This window comes from Cysteiniphilum sp., assembly GCF_057495195.1.
The window spans coordinates 1-20,688 of sequence record NZ_JBXTEF010000056.1; the positions used below are offsets into that span (position 1 = coordinate 1).

Here is a 20,688-nt window from a genome sequence, read left to right on the forward strand (position 1 = left end):
AGTTGCTCTGTTTATTCTAGCAATAACACACTACATCAATATTAAATTTAAATTGACACAGTTTTATGAACACTCCCCGTAAATCATTTTGCGGTGTTAGATACTTTGATGGACGGTATATGACCCACCTGTGGTGCGCAAGGCCAAGTAACAACCTCACACACCACACCCCCTGCGCTTTCACTTGAGCATATTAGCACTTCGCATTCATGCATGAATAGCCCTTTTATGTAACGATTTGTTTACATATATTAATCCCATCTGCGTTAAAGCCTGCTAGACTTGAGCAATCACTTATAACACGATCACAAGGAAGCCTGATGTCAAATCCAAAGCAACGCTACTCAATCTGGATGCTATGTGTTTTTATAGGTGCTTGCATAATCTTAGTTATTCAAAGCTCACTGATGGTAAGGAATCTATATAAAGATGCTATCGATCAGAAACATCATTATCGCGTTATTAAGGATCTTATTGCTATCCGCGACGCTATGGCAAAGCTAGATGCCAGTGAACTTGAGCTGGCCATTCAAACTTATGAGCAAATTACGCGACATTCCATATCTATTGAAGTACATTCGCATACCAGTGACCACCCAGAGCTGCATACCTATAATCAGATGATTGAATATTTCAAAATACACAAGCAAATATCTTTTGATCAATACTATCCAAATGCTGACCAATGGGTATTTTTCAGCTTCAAACCACAGAATCCGTGGTTGGATCCACTAGTTATTATTGCCGTTATATTACGCTTCATTTTTATGTTCATGGTCATTTATTTGATTATTTATAGTGGTTTAAAGCTATTTAGACAATCCATTTATGAGCTGGGTAATGGCAATAACAACAGATCATTCCTTGGCAAAACCAAGCATGCCTTAGAACAAAAGGTCAAAGATCTTATCGCTGAGCGAACCATGATTCTTGCCACACTTTTTCATGATATTAAGACACCTCTAGCGCGCGCTAAAGTGCGCCTTCAAACCGAATATGAACTTGATCAAGTACCGGCTGATTTAGATGAGATTGATGAGCTTATTAAGGCTACAGTGAGTTATTATCAAGAGAGCACCCAAGATACAAGCTTTAAGATCAATACGACTTTTGCCCGCCTTAAACAGCAACACCCTGATAAAATAAGTATTAACTCAACACAAGATTATATGGTGCACGGCAATGAGACGCTACTCTATCGTGCCTTTAGCAATATCACCAATAACGCAATTAAATATGCAACGCATTGCAGCATTGACTGCAATATAGAACAAAACAAATTAATTATACGCTTTCAAGACACAGGTCCTGGCGTCCCTCAAGATAAAATCGACAAGCTATTTCTCGCACATCACAAAAATTTGCATAACACACAAAACAGTCAAGGTCATGGTTTGGGGCTCGCTATTTGCAAGAAAATTATTGAACTGCACAAAGGAGAAATCTCAGCAAGCTCTAATGAGCAAGGCTTGTGCATTACGGTGAAATTAATTGCCACTGAAGAAAATACTTCACCTTTATAAAGGAAATAACAGCATCTTCTATCATTTTTACAATATAGCAGCGCGCCTATTTAGTGCTTATCTTTTTATCAGTGTTTTGTATTAACGCTGATTCCCTAACTTGCTTAAAGACCATCTCTTGTTTCATTACATCTAAAGGCAGGCCATGTCCCGCACTTTCATAGTAAGATCCATAGATTTGTTTATTAATGATCGTAAGTGGTGATGGAATAAATTGACTTGCCCAGCCCCACAAAGTTTCCCTTTTCTCCAAATCACTCGCTCCCGACTTAAAGGCATTTGCCGCATTACTTATCCCGATAACTTTGCTTTGCATATCAGCTATGCTTTGTGTATTTTCAACTGTCTTAATTTTACTTTCTGCGGCTGCTATTGCTGCTTCATTAATATCATTTTTGATCTCATTGATTTTTTCATCAAAATTATGTTGTATCTGACTCACCGTGGTTTTATCTACATTATTACTCTCTATCTTCACATCACTGATATTTGAACTTTCCATTTGTTGATAATTATCCAACTCAATCGTTTTAGTAATTTTTTCCATTACATGTGATTTTACTTTTGCAACAATCACATCCCCTAGATATTGACCAACCAAATATCCCGCTTGTGAATGATTGCCATAGTGATGAGCATAACCAACATTATACATTGTGGTTAATGTATCACGCTGCCCAACCAAAGAAGTTACTTTTTGGATCGACATAAACACTTCCCCAAGTTGGGGAGCAACTAAAGCATTATTAATACCTTTTTCCAGAAAGTTACTACCTATTAGCATATTACTTGAGTAAAAGAAATTGGCGCCCATGGTTATTGTTGCTGCTGCATTCATGGCGTGATCCACACGTTCAAGCACATAGGCTGGACTTGAATAATCGGTTATAATGTCATCGCCTAGCATATATTTCGTAAATAAATTAGCGTGACGAGCCATATCATAAAAATCACTTGTCATGCTGTAGGCAGTGGTACCTAATTGCCTAGCTGCATTACCATAAAAACCCTTCATTCCTTGGAACCATTTATTTGTACCCATGCCCCCCCATTCAATATCATTATTAGAGGCTACTTTTGCCGCATAATATAAAGGGTTCAACAATAAAATTTTATCAAATGTATTAACAAACGCATCGACAAAATTTCCAGGCTTAACTAACTCATATTCATACCCGGTTAATGAAACTAACCATTCTCGATTAACTTCTCCCGCATCGGAATAAATACCTACAATGTTTCTACCATCCGTTAGCCTCCCTTCAAATCGTCCATTATGAATAGTAGCACCCGGTAGCTCAAAGGTATACTCACGCGAACCATCTGCACTTTGACTTACACGCATTAATGGATCACCTGACTCAGTCACCACATGAACAATGGTTTCATTAGTTTGATTATTTATACTTTTAGCAATGTAACCATTAGCATCTTTTAAATGCAAGTCGTCTTTATCTTTGCTTTCTCCAAGCACTGCTGATTTCATGGCATAAAGCGCATCTTCTAGCGTGTCAAGTTTACGTGCTTTTTTTTCAGAATGATTAAATATTTCACTGATCTGCACTGGGTACTTTCTATCATAACGATACTCATATATTCTTTGCTCATTATCATAGGTTTGAATAACATCTAGCGCAACGTTATTAAAGCCGTTAAGTACTACCCGTTGAGAGATCATATTTTTGCCATCTTCCAATATTGGGCAATACCCTTTGTCATATGCCTCACAGTTATAGCTAATCAAATTACCCAAACGATCATAGCTATATTTATCCGTATGTGAGACATCCGCCCCCACTCCAATCATGGTGTCACGCGCAATAACTTGATTATAAACCGTTGGATTATATTTATATTGATAACGTTTAAGCTTATTTAAGTGTGTTTTTACTTCAACCAGTTGTCCCAAATCATCATATCGATATTCGCTATAAAATCCATGAGGCATATTGATCCTGCGCAACCCATATTGATTATGATGATACTCTATCTCATAACGTTCATTTTGCTGTGAATTCACAAGTGTCACTTTGCTTAACTTTGATTTATGATCATCAATATATTTATAGCTATAAGTAGCTAGTAATTTTGGAGATGAATTGGGTGACAGTTCATCTATATAAATAATGTCAGACATATCCGTTGTTTCATAACGCAATTTGTATCCATAGGTTAGCCCTGCTGTTTGAATGGTTTTCACTAAACTATATTGAGAGCTATCATAATCATAGGTATAGTTTCCTGCAGATGAAGATGACTGAACGAGTCTACCACCATTATCATACCTATAGTCATAGCTATGATTGTTTTCATCAATGTAATTTGAGATATTGCCTTTATCATCATATTTATAGCGCTTTGTTTTGCCATTAACTAATGTTTCTGTAGACACCTTACCATAATAACAGCCATTACCAGTTGTCCAACAGTACATCAACTGCACACCTTCTTTTGTTATACGCGGAAGAAAAATGCCATGGTTACTGTCATAATACTCTGAATACTCATATGTAATGATTTTATCGGCAACATTTGGATATATTGCCTTATTAACAGCATATATTTCCTTATTCTCCTTACCTCTAATTACCATTCTACCATCAGGCTCCAGAGATAATAGGCCGTTAAACACAATAACATTAACGCCATCAAGAAAACTTGCTTTATCTGTTGGGAAAGTTCTTGCTGAATTCCATATTAAATTATCATTTATGTCATATAAAACCATTTGTCTTGCATATGGTCCTTGATCTTCAAATTTAAATCTTAACCTGTCTGTTTTAAGCTCCTCTCCTAAATTAAAAGTTTTGTCTAAGGGGACGCTTACTTGGTCTGGTAACAATGGATAGTGCTGTGCTCTAATGGCATATACTTTTATATTTTGTGGTAAATTTTCATCTGTAGGTACCTCTCTGTAGTTAAATAGTTTTAATGTCTTTGATATGCCTTCTTGAGTTAATAGTTCTACTTTAATTGGCACCTCATACTGATCTTCTAACATTTTGGTATGAGTTATTTTACTGTCTCCATTGGCTAGTTTTTCTTTTAAAAGCGCATCCCCTAGCGCACTATCTTCTTTAATTAGCTGAGCTTTTTGCTTAAATTGATTAATATGGGAAGCAATATAACTCTCAATTGCTAATTGATCTGGGAATACTTCTAACTGAGACCTGCTGGGGAGATCCAAATACTGATAGGTAATCACCGTATCCATTTTTTTCTCAATAATTATGACCGATTTCAACTCAAATGCAGAGGCATATCGTCTGTTTAACGTGTAGGCTACATTTTCTCCACTGGGCATAATAAATGTATGCACATACTCTCCACTGACTTGATCTAGTTTTGATAACAAATCCGCTAAGTTAAGCTGAACTTTCTGATTATTTTGATCATGCATCGACACCTGTTGTGCAGCTTGTTGCTCATTGATAAATCTACTGTCGGTATATGCTCTATCTGCATAGAAGTATATGCTAAGCATTGTCATATAAACATAACATAACTTACCTATTTGAGCTTTAGTATCACATACGCCAACTTTTTCTACTTGTTTTGCTTTATTCATTTCTGTCTCCAAATTCATGGGAAATATGAATTCTAAAAGCCCCAATAATGATGATTAATTAGTCTACCCACTCATTCATATCACCCGATTTGCCCACCATACAATGACATGCAACGCAAAAATTACACGTCTTATCTAAAGTATAGCGACTAAACATAATATAGTAGAAAAAACAGATTCTTATCAGCGTGGTCAGTTTACTGTTTGGCACGCCTAATTAGGTTTTTAAAGGTTTTCATATTAAAGTGTCAGCTTGGATTTCATGATGATGACTAAAAAAACCTTTATATTTTTTCAAAATTGGGTATATTCTCTAAGCAAATTTCAGCAATCAAATTTTAGGATAACTCCATGTCAGATCTGATGCTTTTTAGTGGCCGCGCAAGCAGCGCATTAACTGAAGAAATCTCTCATTTTTTAGGTGTACAAGTAGGACGCGCTACGGTTTCTAGCTTTAGCGATGGCGAATCTCATATTGAGATTATTGATAACGTCAGAGGCCGTGATGTCTTTATCGTACAATCAACTTGTCCGCCAACCAATGATCATATTATGGAGTTGATGTTTTTAACCGATGCATTGCGCCGTTCGTCCGCTGGACGCATCACAGCAGTAATTCCTTACTTTGGTTATGCCCGCCAAGATCGCCGTGTACGCTCATCACGTGTACCGATTTCAGCACGTGTTGTGGCTGATATGTTAACCGGTGTCGGCATCGATCGTTTATTAACCGTTGATATTCATGCTGAGCAGATTCAAGGCTTTTTTAATATTCCTTTAGATAATGTTTATGGCACACCGATTTTATTAGATTATATTCGCTCATGCCGTTTAGAAAATCCAATTGTTGTATCTCCTGATGTCGGCGGTGTAGTCCGCGCGCGCGCCATGGCAAAAGCACTTAACACTGATTTAGCGATTATTGATAAGCGTCGCCAAAAGGCCAATGAATCTGAAGTGATGAATATTATTGGTGACATTAGTGGACGTCATTGTTTGATTGTTGATGATATTGTTGATACTGCAGGGACACTTTGTAAAGCCGCACAAGCACTTATTGATCATGGTGCGAAGAAAGTATCCGCATACTGCGTTCACCCTGTGTTATCTGGTAAAGCGATTGAAAATATCGAAGGCTCAGTCCTTGAAGAACTAGTCGTTACTAACTCTATTCCACTTCATAATGCTGCCCTTAAGTGCAAGAAAATCAAAACACTATCACTGGCACCTATGCTCTCAGAAGCGATTCGTCGCACCAATAATGAAGAATCTATTAGCTTAATGTTTTGTGATTTGATTTAAATCTTAACTTTCCTTAGCTTTTTTGTTAGAATCCACGAGCTTTCTCGTCAGGGTCGCATGATAAGAAAGTTTTTTAATATAAAATTTAACTTTATAAATATATGTTTTAAGGAAATTAAAATGACAGATTTTACGCTACACGCGGAATTAAAAACTGAAACAGGTACAGGTGCGAGCCGCCGCCTACGTAAAGCAGGGAAAGTTCCTGCAATTATCTATGGCAACGGTTCTGAAGCAACAGCTATCATTCTTGATCACAATAAGATCTTGCATGCTACTGAAAACAAAGCGTTCTATACAGCAACTGTTACTATCGATATCAATGGTAAAACTGAAAGCGTTAAAATCAAAGCATTACAACGTCATCCATTTAAGCCAAAAATCCTTCACGCTGACTTTGTTCGTGCGTAATTCAAAATTAGATTAATCTACCTGAAACCATATTCTCAAAAAACCCCGTCAGTCTGCGACTGACACCCCTCTTGCAAAGTGGGGAATAGAGTCGCCCTTTGCCTAATTCCCCTCTTTGCAAGAGGGGTGCTGAGCTTGCGAAGCAGGGTGTTGTAAAAATCAAAATGAAATCGCAGGTCCCGTAATTAAATCATCTAGACTTTGCAAAGGACCAAGTGGTCTAATCTCATCAATATAGGCTTTGCGTTTTGGCTCACCTGACCACAGCTTATAAACAATCAAATGATCTTGGATAATAAAAACCGCTTGAAAACGCCATCCTTCTTTGAGAACCTCTCGACGAAACCCTGTTAAATCTAAAAATGCATTACCAATACGATCTTCATATTCATACTCCACATCCACCACATACGCCTGACAACGTTTAAATAGACTCAAACATTCACCAACAGGCTCTGGGATGTTCTTACCTGTGCTTAACGGGTCAAACCGAATGCGGATATCCAAGTAGCTCTCAATCTTAACGTTATTGGCAACATAAGGATCAAAACCCATATGGTTAAGCTCAGGTAAAGTCGTTTTATTTGGTGAAACCTCATCATAAACACTCTGAATACTATTAAATGTCTGCCAATGATCATTGCGCTCAACTTTTTTTGATGGCAATAAGAAACTGCATCCAGACAAAAATGCTGCAATCGCACAATATGTTATAATCAGCCGCCATTTCATTGGTTAATCCTTAGCCGTTTTATGTTCCATATGCTAAGTATAGTTTATAATTTGCGATGTAAGTGCCTCTAATTTAAAATTACTCATGTATATATATGATAAAAATATAAAATATGGATAGATTGCAAATTTATAAGCTCAAATTATTTCTCAATATATAGTACAATCGCAAGCGTGTTGTATTTATTGCAACGTTTCATTTAAAAATTAAAATAAGGGGATTTATTATGACTTTTGCTTCTTTAACAAACACTACAGAAACTAATTTTTTTCTATCTGAGCTTTAATTCTTTTTTAGCATAATACATCCCGAGAAAAAGCTTGATCGGGATGGAAATTCATACGATTCATTTCTCTTTTTAAAATTGCTGAATTGATCATTTATAGGTTGTGCAATATTGCACAATTGGTCAAATAAGCATACTCCTGCAGTTTCATTAAACGCACTTTCCCTATCGCTAATTATGGAGATAGCTGTACTATTAAGAAATCGCAACAAATTGTTATTAGGAACTATTTCAATCTCCGTTAAGCATTTAGTATATAACCCCATTAAATCACGGATAGCCACACATAACTCGACAATATTAGCAATATGATTTGGCTTATACATCACTGTATGGTGCTGAATACTAAAAAAGTGCTCTTCAGCGGAATTCTCCCTAAAGTTTGACGGAACCAATATCATGGGTGGATGTTTAGGCTTATAACAATCCTCATAAGCTTTTTGTATATCAAATAATGGCAACTCATTTTCACTTGTTGCCAATTTATGCAACATTGCTTGCCCAGAGATGCTATCAAAAATATGATTGGCCACACTGCTTAGGTAAAATGAATTTTTCACATTTGATTTATGCACCTTAATGTAATCTAAAATCATATCTTGGATTAAATTTTTCGAGTTATTAGCATAGCCTAGGCTCATAATCTCTCTGAGTAAAAACTCTCTAATATGCCAGGTTTTTGACGAACACTTCATATACTCCATAAGCTCAACTGGAAAACCCAAGTACTCACAACGCCAACCACTATTTATATTAAATGCAACGTCTCTTAAAACAGTAAAATCACTACTATAATCAACAGTGTGCACCATTCCTAAGTCAATTTGCATTTGCAAATATTTTGCCCTTTGCTTATAAGTTGGGATTATTACAGGATTTCTAGCTCCTGAACTAATACTCCAACTTGCATTAAGTGCAGACCTATCTGAAAGACTAAAGTAACTTATATAAGCCATTTCACCGATAGATCTAACTGCTCCAGGAATAATATATCCTTCCAGCTCCATAAAAAACTGCATTGATTTTTCAACAACCATGCCAAAAGGAATATTATCCGCAACAATATTGCCATCCGGATCATAGAAATAATCCGCGTCACAGATTAAATCACCATAGCGATAGCTGTACTTTGTAAACTCATATTTTTCAATACCATCTATAGTTTCTAGCAATGCCGTAAACTCTGGATTGGCTTTTTGCATTAAGATACGCGCATCTGCCCAATTTAATTTCTCTACACCCATTTCTCTTTCATCCGCCCCATTTTTATTATTATCATTCTTTTTTACTTAGTAACTGAGGTTACGCACTTTTTCTATTTCAACACCCCGCCTCGCAAGCTCAGCACTCCGTGCAGCTTTACTTATCTCAACTAAATAGTTGATTGCACCCTAAACCAAGTCGAAGGGTAACTCAAAAACAATCACGGACTCCGACTTACGCTCAGTCCACGGTTCCGTAATACAGCTTAGTCACAACCTACATTTTCGTAATGTAACTTAGTTATAGCAATACACCACATCTATCTTAAGCTCCATGACTTAATGCAATACAAATGCATTTAAAAACTGAAATTCAACATGTTAATGTATTATCCATAATTTTAATGTTACTGTATAGTTTGCAAGCTTAAAGAATAAATAAAAATCAGCGATACAGCGCAATAATATAAGATATTTTTATACAAAGAGAAATCCAACTGCTTAAGCAATCGGAAAGTAAGCGTTATTAGTTTACTGAACTGACGCTCGCCTTTGCTGACACAGACGAATTAGATGCGTTAGATGAATTGAAGTAATTAAAGAATTTACCTTCTGGCTTTAAGATAAACACATCATCTTTTTTACCACTAAAGCTTGCTTGATAAGCCTGCATACTGCGCCAGAAATTATAGAAGCTCTCTGATTTGCCATACGCATCTATATAAATTTCAGCCGCTTTTGCATCCGCTTTGGCTTTAACTTCTTTGGCATCACGATCAGCTTGCGCCAAAGTGATTGTCACTGTCGCATCAGCATCTGCACGAATAGACTCTGACATCTGCTCACCTTGTGCGCGAATCGATGCTGCCACTTTTTGACGCTCTGAACGCATTCTTTGATAAATCGATTCCGTCACTGTTTCGGGTAAATCAATCTGTTTAATACGCACATCAACAACATCAATACCGATTTTCTTCGCCTGATCTTGCACACTCTTTGTTAATGTCTGCATCAATTGATCACGCTCATTATTAATCAGACCTTGAATATCAATCTTACCAACTTCAGCACGTAATGACGCCTCTAAGAACTGTCTTAATAATAATTCAGCACGTGAATCATTGCCTGAAACACTGCGATAGAATTGTGAGATATTATTAATCTTCCACTCGAGATACGCATCAATGATCACATCTTTTTGCTCATTGGTCACCACGCGTGATGAGTCAACTGTTAATGTGCGTAAACGCATATCATAGGTTTTCACCTGTTCAACCAGTGGAATTTTAAAATGCAACCCTGGCGTGTAAACCTTAACTTGACCATCACTGGTTTGATTTAACTCACCCAATTTTAAAATCACGGCTTCATTGCCTTGGTTAACACGAAACATTGAGCTGAATATCAATAATAATGCCACGATGACAACAACGATTAGTCCCATTAGTTTATTGCTCATTGCTGACCTCCTTGAACCGTTGAAGAAACTGCCAGCGGTGATAATTTATCACCATAGAATAAATTTTTCGCGCCATCGCCATCAACAATATAGAGCTTGTTGTTTTTAAAGATATTTTCCATCGTTTGATAATATAACTGATTCTCAATAATACTTGGATTTTGCTGATACACAGGTAGCAACTGACTGAAGTTGGCGACATTACCCTGTGCGTCTAATACAACTTTTGACTGATAAGCTCGCGCTTCATCCATAATCCGTTGCGCACGCCCTTTTGCTACTGGCACAACCTTGTTGGCATAGCTTTGCGCCTCGTTTTGCACACGCTCACGATCTTCACGCGCCTTAATTACATCATCAAAGGCACTTTTAACCTCAGCAGGTGCCTGTGCTGGCTGCATGATCACTTCATTAACCAAAATACCCGTTTTGTACTTATTCAAAAGCTTCTCTAATTCTTTTTGCACTTCTAAGGTAATTTGTGTTCTTGAGGTCGTTAGAATCTTCTCTAGTTTGTTCTCACCAACGACTTGGCGCACCGCACTTTCAAGCGCTTGACGCAAGATAAGCTCAGGATTATTGGTGGCAAATAAATAATCTTCTAAATTACCAATACGATACTGTACTGAAAATGACACATGCACAATATTCTCTTCAGAAGTCAGCATTTGCTTATCCAGCTTAATGGTATTTAGTACTTCAACATCTTTTTTGATCACACTGACAAAACCAGGCGCATGCCAATGCATTCCTGGTCCTTCAATACTTGAGAACTTACCGAAGGTCAAAACGGCAGCCTGTTGTGCTGGTTGCACAACATAAACACCCATGCCCGCCCAAATAATAACAGCCGCAGCAACCACGCCAATCGCGATTTTCTTCACCGGTAATGGCTTTTGATCGACACTGCGTGAGTAGATACTTTTGCGCTGATTATCATCTTTTCGCGGTGGTTCATTATTGTTGTTACCATTGTTATTATGGTCGCCACCGTGGTTATTGCCATTATTCCCATTATTGCTCGATGAATTATTATCTTGCTTACGTCCTTTGCCGAGAAATCGACGGATCGCCTCTTCTAAGTCAGGTGGCCCTTGATTAAATACTTTGTGTCGTGACAAAAATTTTAATGCCATAGATACTACTTTTGATTTGCTCTTTCAGTGCCCCTAATGGTGACTAAATTTTGCTATTAACTCAAGCTTATTATTTCGACATATTGCATCAAAATCATTTTTCGCAATGTGTATTGTTAATTGATACTCACCTGTATCAGTTATCTGCTCTTTCTCAACCACGCCTAGTTGATAAAATGCTGCACGAACTTTGCCTTCATTCGGCATCAACGTCAAAACACCTTTGAGCCATTCTTGGTTAAAGTGCTTAGCAATTGACTCATATAAATATTCAATGCCATCTCCAGTTTGTGCTGAGAGATACACATCTGCAGGACGATCTTCATGATAAACAATATGAGGCGTTAAGTTATCTAAACGATCAATTTTGTTATAGACATTAAGTACCGGCTTATCATTCGCCTCAATCTGCTGTAGCACCAATTTAACTTGCTCGATATACGCGCGATGATGCTCATCGGCATAATCAATGACATGCACTAGTAGATCTGCTTCAATCGCTTCTTCAAGCGTTGCGCAAAATGCCTCAACCAAGTCATGTGGTAGATTACGGATAAAGCCCACAGTATCGGATAATACAACTTCACCTAGTTTAGGCACCTCAATTTTACGCAAGGTTGGATCTAACGTCGCAAACAATTGATCTTTAGCTAAAACGCTGGCACCACTTAAGTGATTAAACAACGTTGATTTACCCGCATTAGTATAACCAACAAAAGCGATTGTTGGCACATCATTTTTCTGACGTGACGCGCGACTCAAGCCGCGTTGTTTTTTGACTTTTTCAAGACGTTTTTCAATCTGGGTAATTCGTTGGCGCAATAGACGTCGATCTAGCTCAAGCTGAGTCTCACCCGGTCCACCACGCACCCCAATGCCACCCTTTTGTCGTTCTAAATGTGTCCAACCACGCACTAATCGCGTGGCAGCATAGTTTAATTGCGCCAACTCAACCTGAAGTTTACCTTCATGCGTTTGCGCACGTTGTGAAAATATCTCTAAGATCAAACGCGTGCGATCAATGACTTTGCAGTGTAATGCTTTTTCGATATTGCGCTCTTGTGAAGGCGTAATACTGTGATTAAAAACCACCAGATCAATCTTATGTTCTTCAATCATCGCTTTAATCTCTTCAAGCTTGCCTTTACCACAAAAGTATTTAGGATCAGGCTGTGAGCGACGCGATGTAATAGTCTGTACAATCTGCCAATTAGCAGCATGTACAAGCCCATTGAGCTCAGAAAGCTCAGCGTTTAATTCAGGTTTAGATGAAAAATTAATATCGATGAGTAGGCAATTTTCGCCTACCTTATGTTCTTGAAAGATCTCCAAAGAAAGATCCTCTTAATGTATGTTATAGATAAATATTATTGTTGCTGCGCAGACTGTTGATTGTAATGATCATCTGCATTATTTGCTTCATCATATGACTCTTCAAATGAAGTCTCATCCATCGACTCAAAACCATCTTCTTGCTCTGAATTATGGTTTTGTTGACCGTGATTTGGATTGTAATTGCTATAGACCAAACGCACTGCTTTGGCAGGAACTACTGTTGAGATCGCATGCTTATAAACCATTTGGTTAACGCTATTGCGCAATACGATAGAAAACGAATCAAACGCTTCAATAACGCCTTGCAACTTAATGCCGTTTACCAAGTAAATTGACACAGAGATTTTCTCTTTTCTTAACGCATTTAAAAACGGATCTTGCAAAGATGCGATTCTAGACATAGTAATATCCTCTTTATTGTTCTTTAATAGTTATAATAATTTTAGTTAAGGTTATTTACCTCGCAGCTTGCGCTGCTGGCAGGCATTCTATCACTATCCTTGACCATAACAAAGGACAATAGCGGGATTTTTATGCGCAAACTGCATTTTTGATGAAGTCAAAACGATTCCTCACACAACTGGTGATTCCTTTTATATCATTTTTTCGGCATAATGCTCACCATAATAAAATATCTACTACACAAGCATATGCAACACATCCGAAACTTTTCTATTATTGCGCATATTGATCATGGCAAATCAACGCTTTCTGATCGTTTTATTCAGGTCTGCCAAGGGTTGACTGATCGCGAGATGAAAGAGCAAGTTCTTGATTCAATGGATATTGAACGCGAACGTGGCATTACCATCAAAGCACAAAGTGTGACCTTAAACTATACCGCCAAAGATGGGCAAACCTATCAGCTGAATTTTATTGATACCCCAGGACATGTTGACTTCTCATACGAGGTATCACGTTCGTTAGCTGCTTGTGAAGGTGCATTATTAGTTGTTGATGCTGCTCAAGGCGTTGAAGCACAAACGGTTGCCAACTGCTATACCGCGATTGAACAAAACTTAGAAGTTATTCCCGTGCTTAATAAAATTGACCTGCCATCTGCCGAGCCTGAGCGTGTGTGTGCTGAGATTGAAGATATTATTGGTATCGAAGCTGTGGGTGCAACAACTTGTAGCGCTAAAACTGGCTTGGGTGTTGAAGAGGTTCTAGAGACGATTATTGCCAAAATCCCACCACCTGTTGGTGATCTAAACGCACCATTGCAAGCACTTATTATTGACTCATGGTTTGACCCATATCTTGGTGTGGTATCCCTTGTGCGTATTCGCAATGGACAATTGCACGTAGGAGATAAGATCAAGGTAATGTCATCAGGGCAAACCCATCAAGTCGATCAACTAGGTGTATTCACACCAAAGATGCATAAGCAGCAAACATTAAAGGCAGGTGAAGTTGGATTCATTGTTGCAGGCATTAAAGATATTCATGGCGCGCCTGTAGGGGACACATTAACCTTAGCCAAAAACCCAACAGATAAACCTGTTCCTGGATTTAAACGCGTTCAACCACAAGTCTATGCCGGCATGTTTCCTATTAGTGCTGATGATTTTGAAGCATTTCGTGAGGCATTAGAAAAACTAAGCTTAAATGATGCTTCTCTTTTCTTTGAACCTGAAGTATCACAGGCGCTTGGCTTTGGTTTTCGTTGCGGGTTTTTGGGACTTCTGCATATGGAAATTATTCAAGAGCGCTTGGAGCGTGAATACAATCTTGATTTAATCACCTCAGCACCAACCGTTATTTACAAAGTAACCCTAAAAAATGGTGAAGAGGTTGAAGTTGATAACCCATCAAAGCTACCAGAACCTTCTGCCATCGCTGAGGTACGTGAACCAATTGTTCGCGCGTCTATTTTAGTGCCGCAAGATTATGTCGGTGCGATTATCACACTTTGTGTTGAAAAGCGTGGCACACAAGTTGATATGAACTATTTAGGTCGTCAAGTATCTATCATTTATGACATCCCGATGATTGAGGTGGTTTCTGATTTCTTTGATCGTTTGAAATCTGTTAGTCGCGGCTATGCCTCGCTTGATTATGAACTGCAGCGCTATGAAGGAGCCAACATGGTGCTCTTAGACATTCTTATTAATGGCGAGAAAGTCGATGCCCTTGCCAGCATCGTCCACAAGGATCAATCCGTCTACAAAGGGCGTGAGCTCGTTGAACGCCTAAAAGAGCTTATTCCAAGACAGATGTTTGAAGTTGCTATTCAAGCGGCAATTGGTGGCGCTATCGTTGCTCGAAGTACTGTAAAAGCGATGCGTAAGAACGTTCTCGCTAAATGTTATGGTGGTGATGTATCACGTAAGCGTAAGCTTCTTGAAAAACAAAAAGCCGGTAAAAAGCGCATGAAACAAGTTGGCAACGTTGAGGTACCACAAGAAGCATTTTTATCGGTACTTAAAAAGAATTAACAATTGAAGTTACACACTTTTAAAACTATGGATTTTAAACCCATTAAACTCTCTGCCAAATGGCAAACCGTTATTAGTGGCATTATTGGGGAACGCTCACAGCCATTAAATACGCAAACGCAATACCTCAAACTTAAAGATGGTGATCAACTCAAGCTATCTATCTCTTACGCTGATACCACGACGCAAAATATTACCGTTGTACTGTTTCATGGTCTTTCTGGTGATGAAAACTCTTCATATATGGTGCGCATTGCAAAAAAGCTACTTAATTTAGGTTATCACGTTGTCCGCGTTAACCACCGTGGTGCCAACAAACATTTATTACCTCTAGCAAGAGGCATTTATCATGCCGGCAAGAGTGATGATATTTATGCCGTCTTAGAACACCTTGCAACGGTAGATAAACAAACTCAACTCATCCCAATTGGTTTTTCGATCTCGGGCAATATGCTACTAAAAGCATTAGCTGAACATAGTGATACTGATTTATCAATTAAACACGCAATTGCAATCGCGCCACCAATGGATTTATTAGCCAGCATGGCAAAACTTTCCCAGAAAAATAATGCCATCTTTAATCGACACTTTGCCAAACGCTTATATCAGCTATTCAAGCATCGCGCGATTACGCATGACCATTATCAAATATTTCAAGAAAAAGCAGCTACGTTGCCTAAAAACTATGGCGTCTATGAAATCGATGAGACCTTTACAGCAAAGGAGGCGGGATTTGTTACAGCACATGCGTATTATACTCACTCAAGCGCCAAAAACTATCTTGCCAAAATAACATGTCAAACCACCATCGTCTGCGATCATGATGATCCATTCGTTGATAATCGTTTCGCCATTGGACTTTCACATACGAATATTGATATTCAATGGACTCACAAGGGAGGTCATATGGGTTATTTATCAAGATGCAAGGGCTGGCGCCCCTTTGAATTTTGGCTTGATAAAAAAATTATTTCACTTATTGAAAGCCAATACTAAATATTCACCCATAATTAATCAGCGTACCCTAAGCGTAGGAATATGGTCATAGCCTATTGAGGGGTCTAGTCGGAATACGTCAGTAAACCGGTCATAGTGATTTTAAAATACGTTGCAAAAGCTTATCTCATAAGGCATACAGTTTCTTTAGAATGGAATATATACTGCAAAGATTAATTACTATATTCATGGTGAGTGAGACTGTCCATCTCCTGTAGCAATGCCTTGCCAAATAAAGTTAAATTTGCTCTGGATTTTATTATTTTAATTATAGACATCAAATCTTTTGTAATACGATCTATGCGTAAATCAAGCTCAATTTTATTTTCATCATTGTTTAAGACTTCAATATCTGTGGCTTTAATTTTATTAAATATAATCAGAATATGGTACAGAACATAGCATGAATGAAAAACAGCGTTCTGAGGTCTTAGTTTTTTTCGGAATATGCTTTCAAGTTCGGCATTGCCTTCGACCATAGGGTCAATGAGTTGCTTCATGTATAAATCCATATGAGCGCATTCATGTACAATATTTTCAATATAATCATAGAGACTCCATCTGACTTTAGGAGCCATTACAATAGTTCCCATAAAATTTGGTGATGTTGCTGCAATAAAATGAAAACGACTGAATCCGCTAAGTAACAAATTCAATGCTGTATTACTTCCAAGTCCTCCACACCCAACTATAGTGATATGTAGATTGAGGTTGAACCAATGGTTACTCATACAGTTAAAGCTATTACCGATATCTGTATACTAGAATGTAACTCAATAAATGACATCCAAAACGACCGAATACACGAAAGCGTTGAATTACCTATAACCTCATGATGATAAAGCATACTGAATTATGAATGAAATCAAAAAAAGCAGTTTGGTGTTTATGTCTAAACTTGCAATAAATGTTACGTTAACCGCTAGACCTCAGAATACCGAAGATGGTAAATCTTGGCTCTTAGAAATAAAAACTAAACATGAAAAAAATTTTGAGCAGTATATATTGGTTGGGACAAGAGGAGAGATTAGGCAGTTTAAACAATTAAATGCACTCAGCTCATTTATTGAGGAAATTTTTGGGGAAGGATTTAAATTTGAAGTTATTATATAGACAAAAGCACACAATAATAAAAGTTAATAATTATTGGCTTAAGCTTAAATTAGCAAATAGGCTCTACTTTATCCTTTATAAATATTGGGGAGTTTTAGGCTTTAACTAAGAATACCTCCCACATCAATAAGCATTAGCTAAAAAAACAGACTTGCTTGTAAATTGTGTCAACAAGCTAAAGTACTCAAAATTAAATCTCAAAAATAGCATTCTCCCATTTATGTATAAATATTTATTTATTGGTGCACTAGAATCCAAGATAGGCAAGCTGTTATGTGAAAATGGATTACTACAAGACGAAATAGCCCAAGAAATAGGCTGCACTAGTAGACATGTCAGGAGAGCCATTTCAAATTTGAAAGCAACCCTCGATGCAAAAAATCTAGCTCAGCTAGGGTATAAATGGCACGAATATAAAAGGGATCAACAATCACATTGAGGCAGAATAGAGAATGACTTGTTTAATAGCCTAATCACACAACATAACTTTGTGTAGCAAAAATTTAAAATTTGCACAAACTCGACTCATACCATCAGTTATCTTAAATCAAAATTTTTACCAGTTATGTTACCTTGCTTTGTTACCAGTGATGATTTTATTGGTAACAACGTTTTTTCTTGTTACCTATACGTTACCTGTAATCAAAATGGTTTTTGGATTTTGGTTTTGCTAGATCTCTTGAAAAACTTTCCAGATAAGGCTTTGAAAGTGGTAGCTACGACTGGACTTGAACCAGTGACCCCAGCATTATGAATGCTGTGCTCTAACCAACTGAGCTACGTAGCCACGACAGGGAGGAATATTAGCAAGATTGGTTTTGTTGTCAATGATTTTTTTTATTTTTATCCCCGCACCTGCAAAAATAGCTGATAGATACTGTTTTTTGCTGGGATTGTGTCTATAATGTCCGCCTTATTGCTACAGCAAGATTGACTAAGGCGCGATTTCATCACTGCGCTTATTCTCTTAATATCAGTTGTCGCAATAATGTATAAACAAAATACGAATAAACATAAAGTAGGAACATTTTAGATGTCTGATGGTAGAAATAAACTTAATGATTTTTCATTATTAAAATCATTGGTCGGTGGCAAAAGCATAAAAGACAAAACAGATCGTTTACGTAAAGCACATGCGGCAAAACGCAATGAAACGGGTGATGCCAAAGCGACACGTTCAACGCCTAGACCAAACACTGCTACCAAGCAAGCTCCTCAGACAAGACAAGAGCGTGTCAACCAACCACGCACACCATTTCGCATGCCACAATATGGTCAAAAGCAGCATGAAGAGCTTGTTGTTGATATGCCTGATGCTCAGGAAGATGAGCTAATCATTGAAATTGATCTACAAAAAGAGCTTTATAAAGAAGAGCAGCGCTTGTTTAAATGGCTTTGTGCACGCTTTCCAAAGTGCTTCAATCCACGCGATAAGCGCCCATTGAAAATCGGTATAAGCGATGATATTGAAATCATTTATTATAACGAGCATTTTGCACCGATTGACCAATATGTTCTGAAAAAAGTGATTAAACGCTATGTTGGTGATACTCGTTATCAACGTTCTGTGCTTGAGCATAAACAGCGCTTCAATCTTTATGGCAAGCCAGTTGAAAGCTTTAGTGATGATCACATTGCTTATGCTAAACAGCGTTTAGATGAAATTGCTGAGAAAGCTTACTTACGTTCTCAAGGCATTGATATTAAAACATATTATCAACAAAAACGTGAACAAGAGCAGCAAAAAATTCAAGAACAACAAGAAATGCAAGCTTCCGAGCAAACTGAAAACTCCAATCAGGCAACTGATAGTGATGCTCAAACTAATGAGACAAAAACAAAATCATAACGTTTTATCCTGATCTTTTATCTTCTTATTCCAATACTTTAGCACGACTGATTTCAGGCAATCAAAGTTACGCACTTTTCCTATTTCAACACCCCGCCTCGCAAGCTTAAGCACCCCTCTTGCAAAGAGGGATCGCAGCCGTAGACTGACGGGGTGTTTATAAAATCATAGTTTTTTCTAAAATGCGTAACTCCAGTAGTTACAGGCATTTCCAACAATAATACTCAGCCTACTCTCCTTCACCCTCTGCTTGTACTCAATTGAACACTTGATCAATACATGATAAATTGTACATATGTTCTATTTATTATAGCTGTATCTTATGACTAATGATAATATTGCTGCAGGCAAGTCCAGTATTTTACTATTGAGCATTGTTAGCGTGTTGCTTGGCTGTAGCTATTTCATGGCATCAGACATGTATGTCCCAAGCCTACCCAACATGAGTCATGCGCTATCTACAAGCTCAAATATGGCACGCATGACAATTGCGGTATTTTTGATTGCTTTAGCCTTATCTCAACTTTTTTATGGCCCCGCCTCTGATAAGTTTGGTCGCAAAAGAATTATTTTTATTGGCGCTAGCATTTATTTAATTGGCAGTTTAATCTGTATGTTCTCTTGGAGTATTTATGTATTGATCATTGGTCGAGTTATTCAGGGAGTAGGAACAGGTGCTTTGTTATCATTATCTCGCGTGATTGTTCAAGACTCGGTAGATAAGGATAAATTTATTCATATTGTCGGTTGGTTAAGCCTCTTTTTTATGCTTGCTCCAGCAGGCGCACCAGTACTTGGAGGTGTGATTGAAACTTACTTTAATTGGCGTATCAGTTTTCTTGTCATGTTCATACTTGTTGTTATAACCACTTTAATCGTTGCTACACGCATGCAAGAAACTCACCCATCACACAAGAGAAACACTAATGCCTTAGTCCCTAAACAGTTATTCAAAAACTATCTTGAAATATTAAAACATGCACCTTTTGTAATATATACCTTTTGTATGGTTGCAGGATTTTCTGGCATTGTTGGTTTTTACACTGTTGGCCCCTTTATCCTCATTAACAAGTATGGCATGACTCCACAAAACTTTGGATTTCTATCCATTGCGATCATTGGTTGTGCTTTTATTGCTCGCTTATATATGTCAATCATCTCACTTAAGAAATTTGGCGCAATAAAAACACTCTTTCAAGGCTTATGTTTAATGGTGCTAGCAAGTACTACTTTACTTGTAAGTTCAACGTTAGGATTTGCAGACGAAAAAACATTGGTTATTTGCGTTATGCTTTATGCTATGGGTAGCAGCATCGTAGGACCAACTGTTGTTGGTG

Annotated in this window: 16 protein-coding genes and 1 tRNA gene; 8 read left to right on the plus strand and 9 right to left on the minus strand. The window is 37.7% G+C overall.

Features of this window, described 5'->3' with window-relative positions:
• Positions 1 to 320: 320 nt before the first annotated feature.
• A complete protein-coding gene (locus ACY10D_RS04975) occupies positions 321 to 1,523 on the plus strand; it encodes a sensor histidine kinase (protein WP_486999669.1) in 1,203 nt (400 codons plus the stop codon).
• A 46-nt stretch (positions 1,524 to 1,569) separates the two neighbouring features.
• On the opposite strand, the gene ACY10D_RS04980 is transcribed toward ACY10D_RS04975, so the two are convergent.
• Complete coding sequence (locus ACY10D_RS04980; protein WP_486999670.1) at positions 1,570 to 5,091, minus strand: hypothetical protein; 3,522 nt, start codon at positions 5,089 to 5,091, stop codon at positions 1,570 to 1,572.
• A gap of 351 nt (positions 5,092 to 5,442) precedes the next feature.
• Here ACY10D_RS04980 and ACY10D_RS04985 point away from each other — a divergent pair, with 351 nt between their 5' ends.
• Positions 5,443 to 6,393 (plus strand): ribose-phosphate pyrophosphokinase, encoded by a 951-nt coding sequence (locus ACY10D_RS04985; RefSeq protein WP_192483260.1) that lies wholly within the window; start codon positions 5,443 to 5,445, stop codon positions 6,391 to 6,393.
• Positions 6,394 to 6,513: 120 nt separating this feature from the next.
• Positions 6,514 to 6,804 carry a 50S ribosomal protein L25 gene (gene rplY / locus ACY10D_RS04990; RefSeq protein WP_192483259.1) on the plus strand — a complete coding sequence of 97 codons (291 nt, stop codon included), beginning with the start codon at positions 6,514 to 6,516 and terminating at the stop codon, positions 6,802 to 6,804.
• Between the two features lie 159 nt (positions 6,805 to 6,963).
• Here the strand turns inward: rplY and ACY10D_RS04995 are convergent, their stop codons facing one another.
• From ACY10D_RS04995 to hfq, 6 genes are all read right to left on the minus strand, one after another.
• Entirely contained in the window at positions 6,964 to 7,536 is a 573-nt protein-coding gene (locus ACY10D_RS04995; RefSeq protein ID WP_486999671.1) for a hypothetical protein, read from the minus strand.
• A 283-nt stretch (positions 7,537 to 7,819) separates the two neighbouring features.
• Positions 7,820 to 9,025, minus strand: coding sequence for a hypothetical protein (locus ACY10D_RS05000; RefSeq protein ID WP_486999672.1), 1,206 nt, complete (start codon positions 9,023 to 9,025; stop codon positions 7,820 to 7,822).
• A 526-nt stretch (positions 9,026 to 9,551) separates the two neighbouring features.
• Positions 9,552 to 10,484 (minus strand): protease modulator HflC, encoded by a 933-nt coding sequence (gene hflC / locus ACY10D_RS05005; RefSeq protein ID WP_486999673.1) that lies wholly within the window; start codon positions 10,482 to 10,484, stop codon positions 9,552 to 9,554.
• A complete protein-coding gene (gene hflK / locus ACY10D_RS05010; protein ID WP_486999674.1) occupies positions 10,481 to 11,620 on the minus strand; it encodes an FtsH protease activity modulator HflK in 1,140 nt (379 codons plus the stop codon). Before hflK ends, hflC begins: the two co-directional genes overlap by 4 nt.
• Positions 11,621 to 11,653: 33 nt before the next feature.
• Positions 11,654 to 12,952, minus strand: a complete 1,299-nt coding sequence (hflX, locus tag ACY10D_RS05015) for a ribosome rescue GTPase HflX (protein ID WP_486999675.1) — start codon at positions 12,950 to 12,952, stop codon at positions 11,654 to 11,656.
• A gap of 35 nt (positions 12,953 to 12,987) precedes the next feature.
• Positions 12,988 to 13,356 carry an RNA chaperone Hfq gene (hfq, locus tag ACY10D_RS05020; RefSeq protein WP_192483253.1) on the minus strand — a complete coding sequence of 123 codons (369 nt, stop codon included), beginning with the start codon at positions 13,354 to 13,356 and terminating at the stop codon, positions 12,988 to 12,990.
• A 249-nt stretch (positions 13,357 to 13,605) separates the two neighbouring features.
• Here hfq and lepA point away from each other — a divergent pair, with 249 nt between their 5' ends.
• The gene (gene lepA, locus ACY10D_RS05025) at positions 13,606 to 15,393 is read left to right on the plus strand and encodes a translation elongation factor 4 (RefSeq protein WP_486999676.1); all 1,788 of its coding nucleotides are present in this window, start codon (positions 13,606 to 13,608) and stop codon (positions 15,391 to 15,393) included.
• A gap of 3 nt (positions 15,394 to 15,396) precedes the next feature.
• The gene (locus ACY10D_RS05030; protein ID WP_486999677.1) at positions 15,397 to 16,389 is read left to right on the plus strand and encodes a YheT family hydrolase; all 993 of its coding nucleotides are present in this window, start codon (positions 15,397 to 15,399) and stop codon (positions 16,387 to 16,389) included.
• Between the two features lie 173 nt (positions 16,390 to 16,562).
• Here ACY10D_RS05030 and ACY10D_RS05035 read toward each other — a convergent pair whose 3' ends face one another.
• A complete protein-coding gene (locus ACY10D_RS05035; protein WP_486999678.1) occupies positions 16,563 to 17,120 on the minus strand; it encodes an aKG-HExxH-type peptide beta-hydroxylase in 558 nt (185 codons plus the stop codon).
• 124 nt (positions 17,121 to 17,244) lie between these two features.
• On the opposite strand from ACY10D_RS05035, the gene ACY10D_RS05040 reads away from it, so the two are divergent.
• Positions 17,245 to 17,502, plus strand: coding sequence for a hypothetical protein (locus ACY10D_RS05040; protein ID WP_486999679.1), 258 nt, complete (start codon positions 17,245 to 17,247; stop codon positions 17,500 to 17,502).
• Between the two features lie 710 nt (positions 17,503 to 18,212).
• On the opposite strand, the gene ACY10D_RS05045 is transcribed toward ACY10D_RS05040, so the two are convergent.
• Positions 18,213 to 18,289: transfer RNA gene (locus ACY10D_RS05045), tRNA-Met, on the minus strand.
• A gap of 246 nt (positions 18,290 to 18,535) precedes the next feature.
• Between ACY10D_RS05045 and ACY10D_RS05050 the strand changes: the two genes are divergently transcribed.
• Together ACY10D_RS05050 and ACY10D_RS05055 are read left to right on the plus strand one after the other, a co-directional pair.
• Positions 18,536 to 19,351 carry a ProQ/FINO family protein gene (locus ACY10D_RS05050; protein WP_486999680.1) on the plus strand — a complete coding sequence of 272 codons (816 nt, stop codon included), beginning with the start codon at positions 18,536 to 18,538 and terminating at the stop codon, positions 19,349 to 19,351.
• A 322-nt stretch (positions 19,352 to 19,673) separates the two neighbouring features.
• A partial coding sequence (locus tag ACY10D_RS05055) for a multidrug effflux MFS transporter (protein ID WP_486999681.1) occupies positions 19,674 to 20,688 on the plus strand: 1,015 nt, incomplete at its 3' end.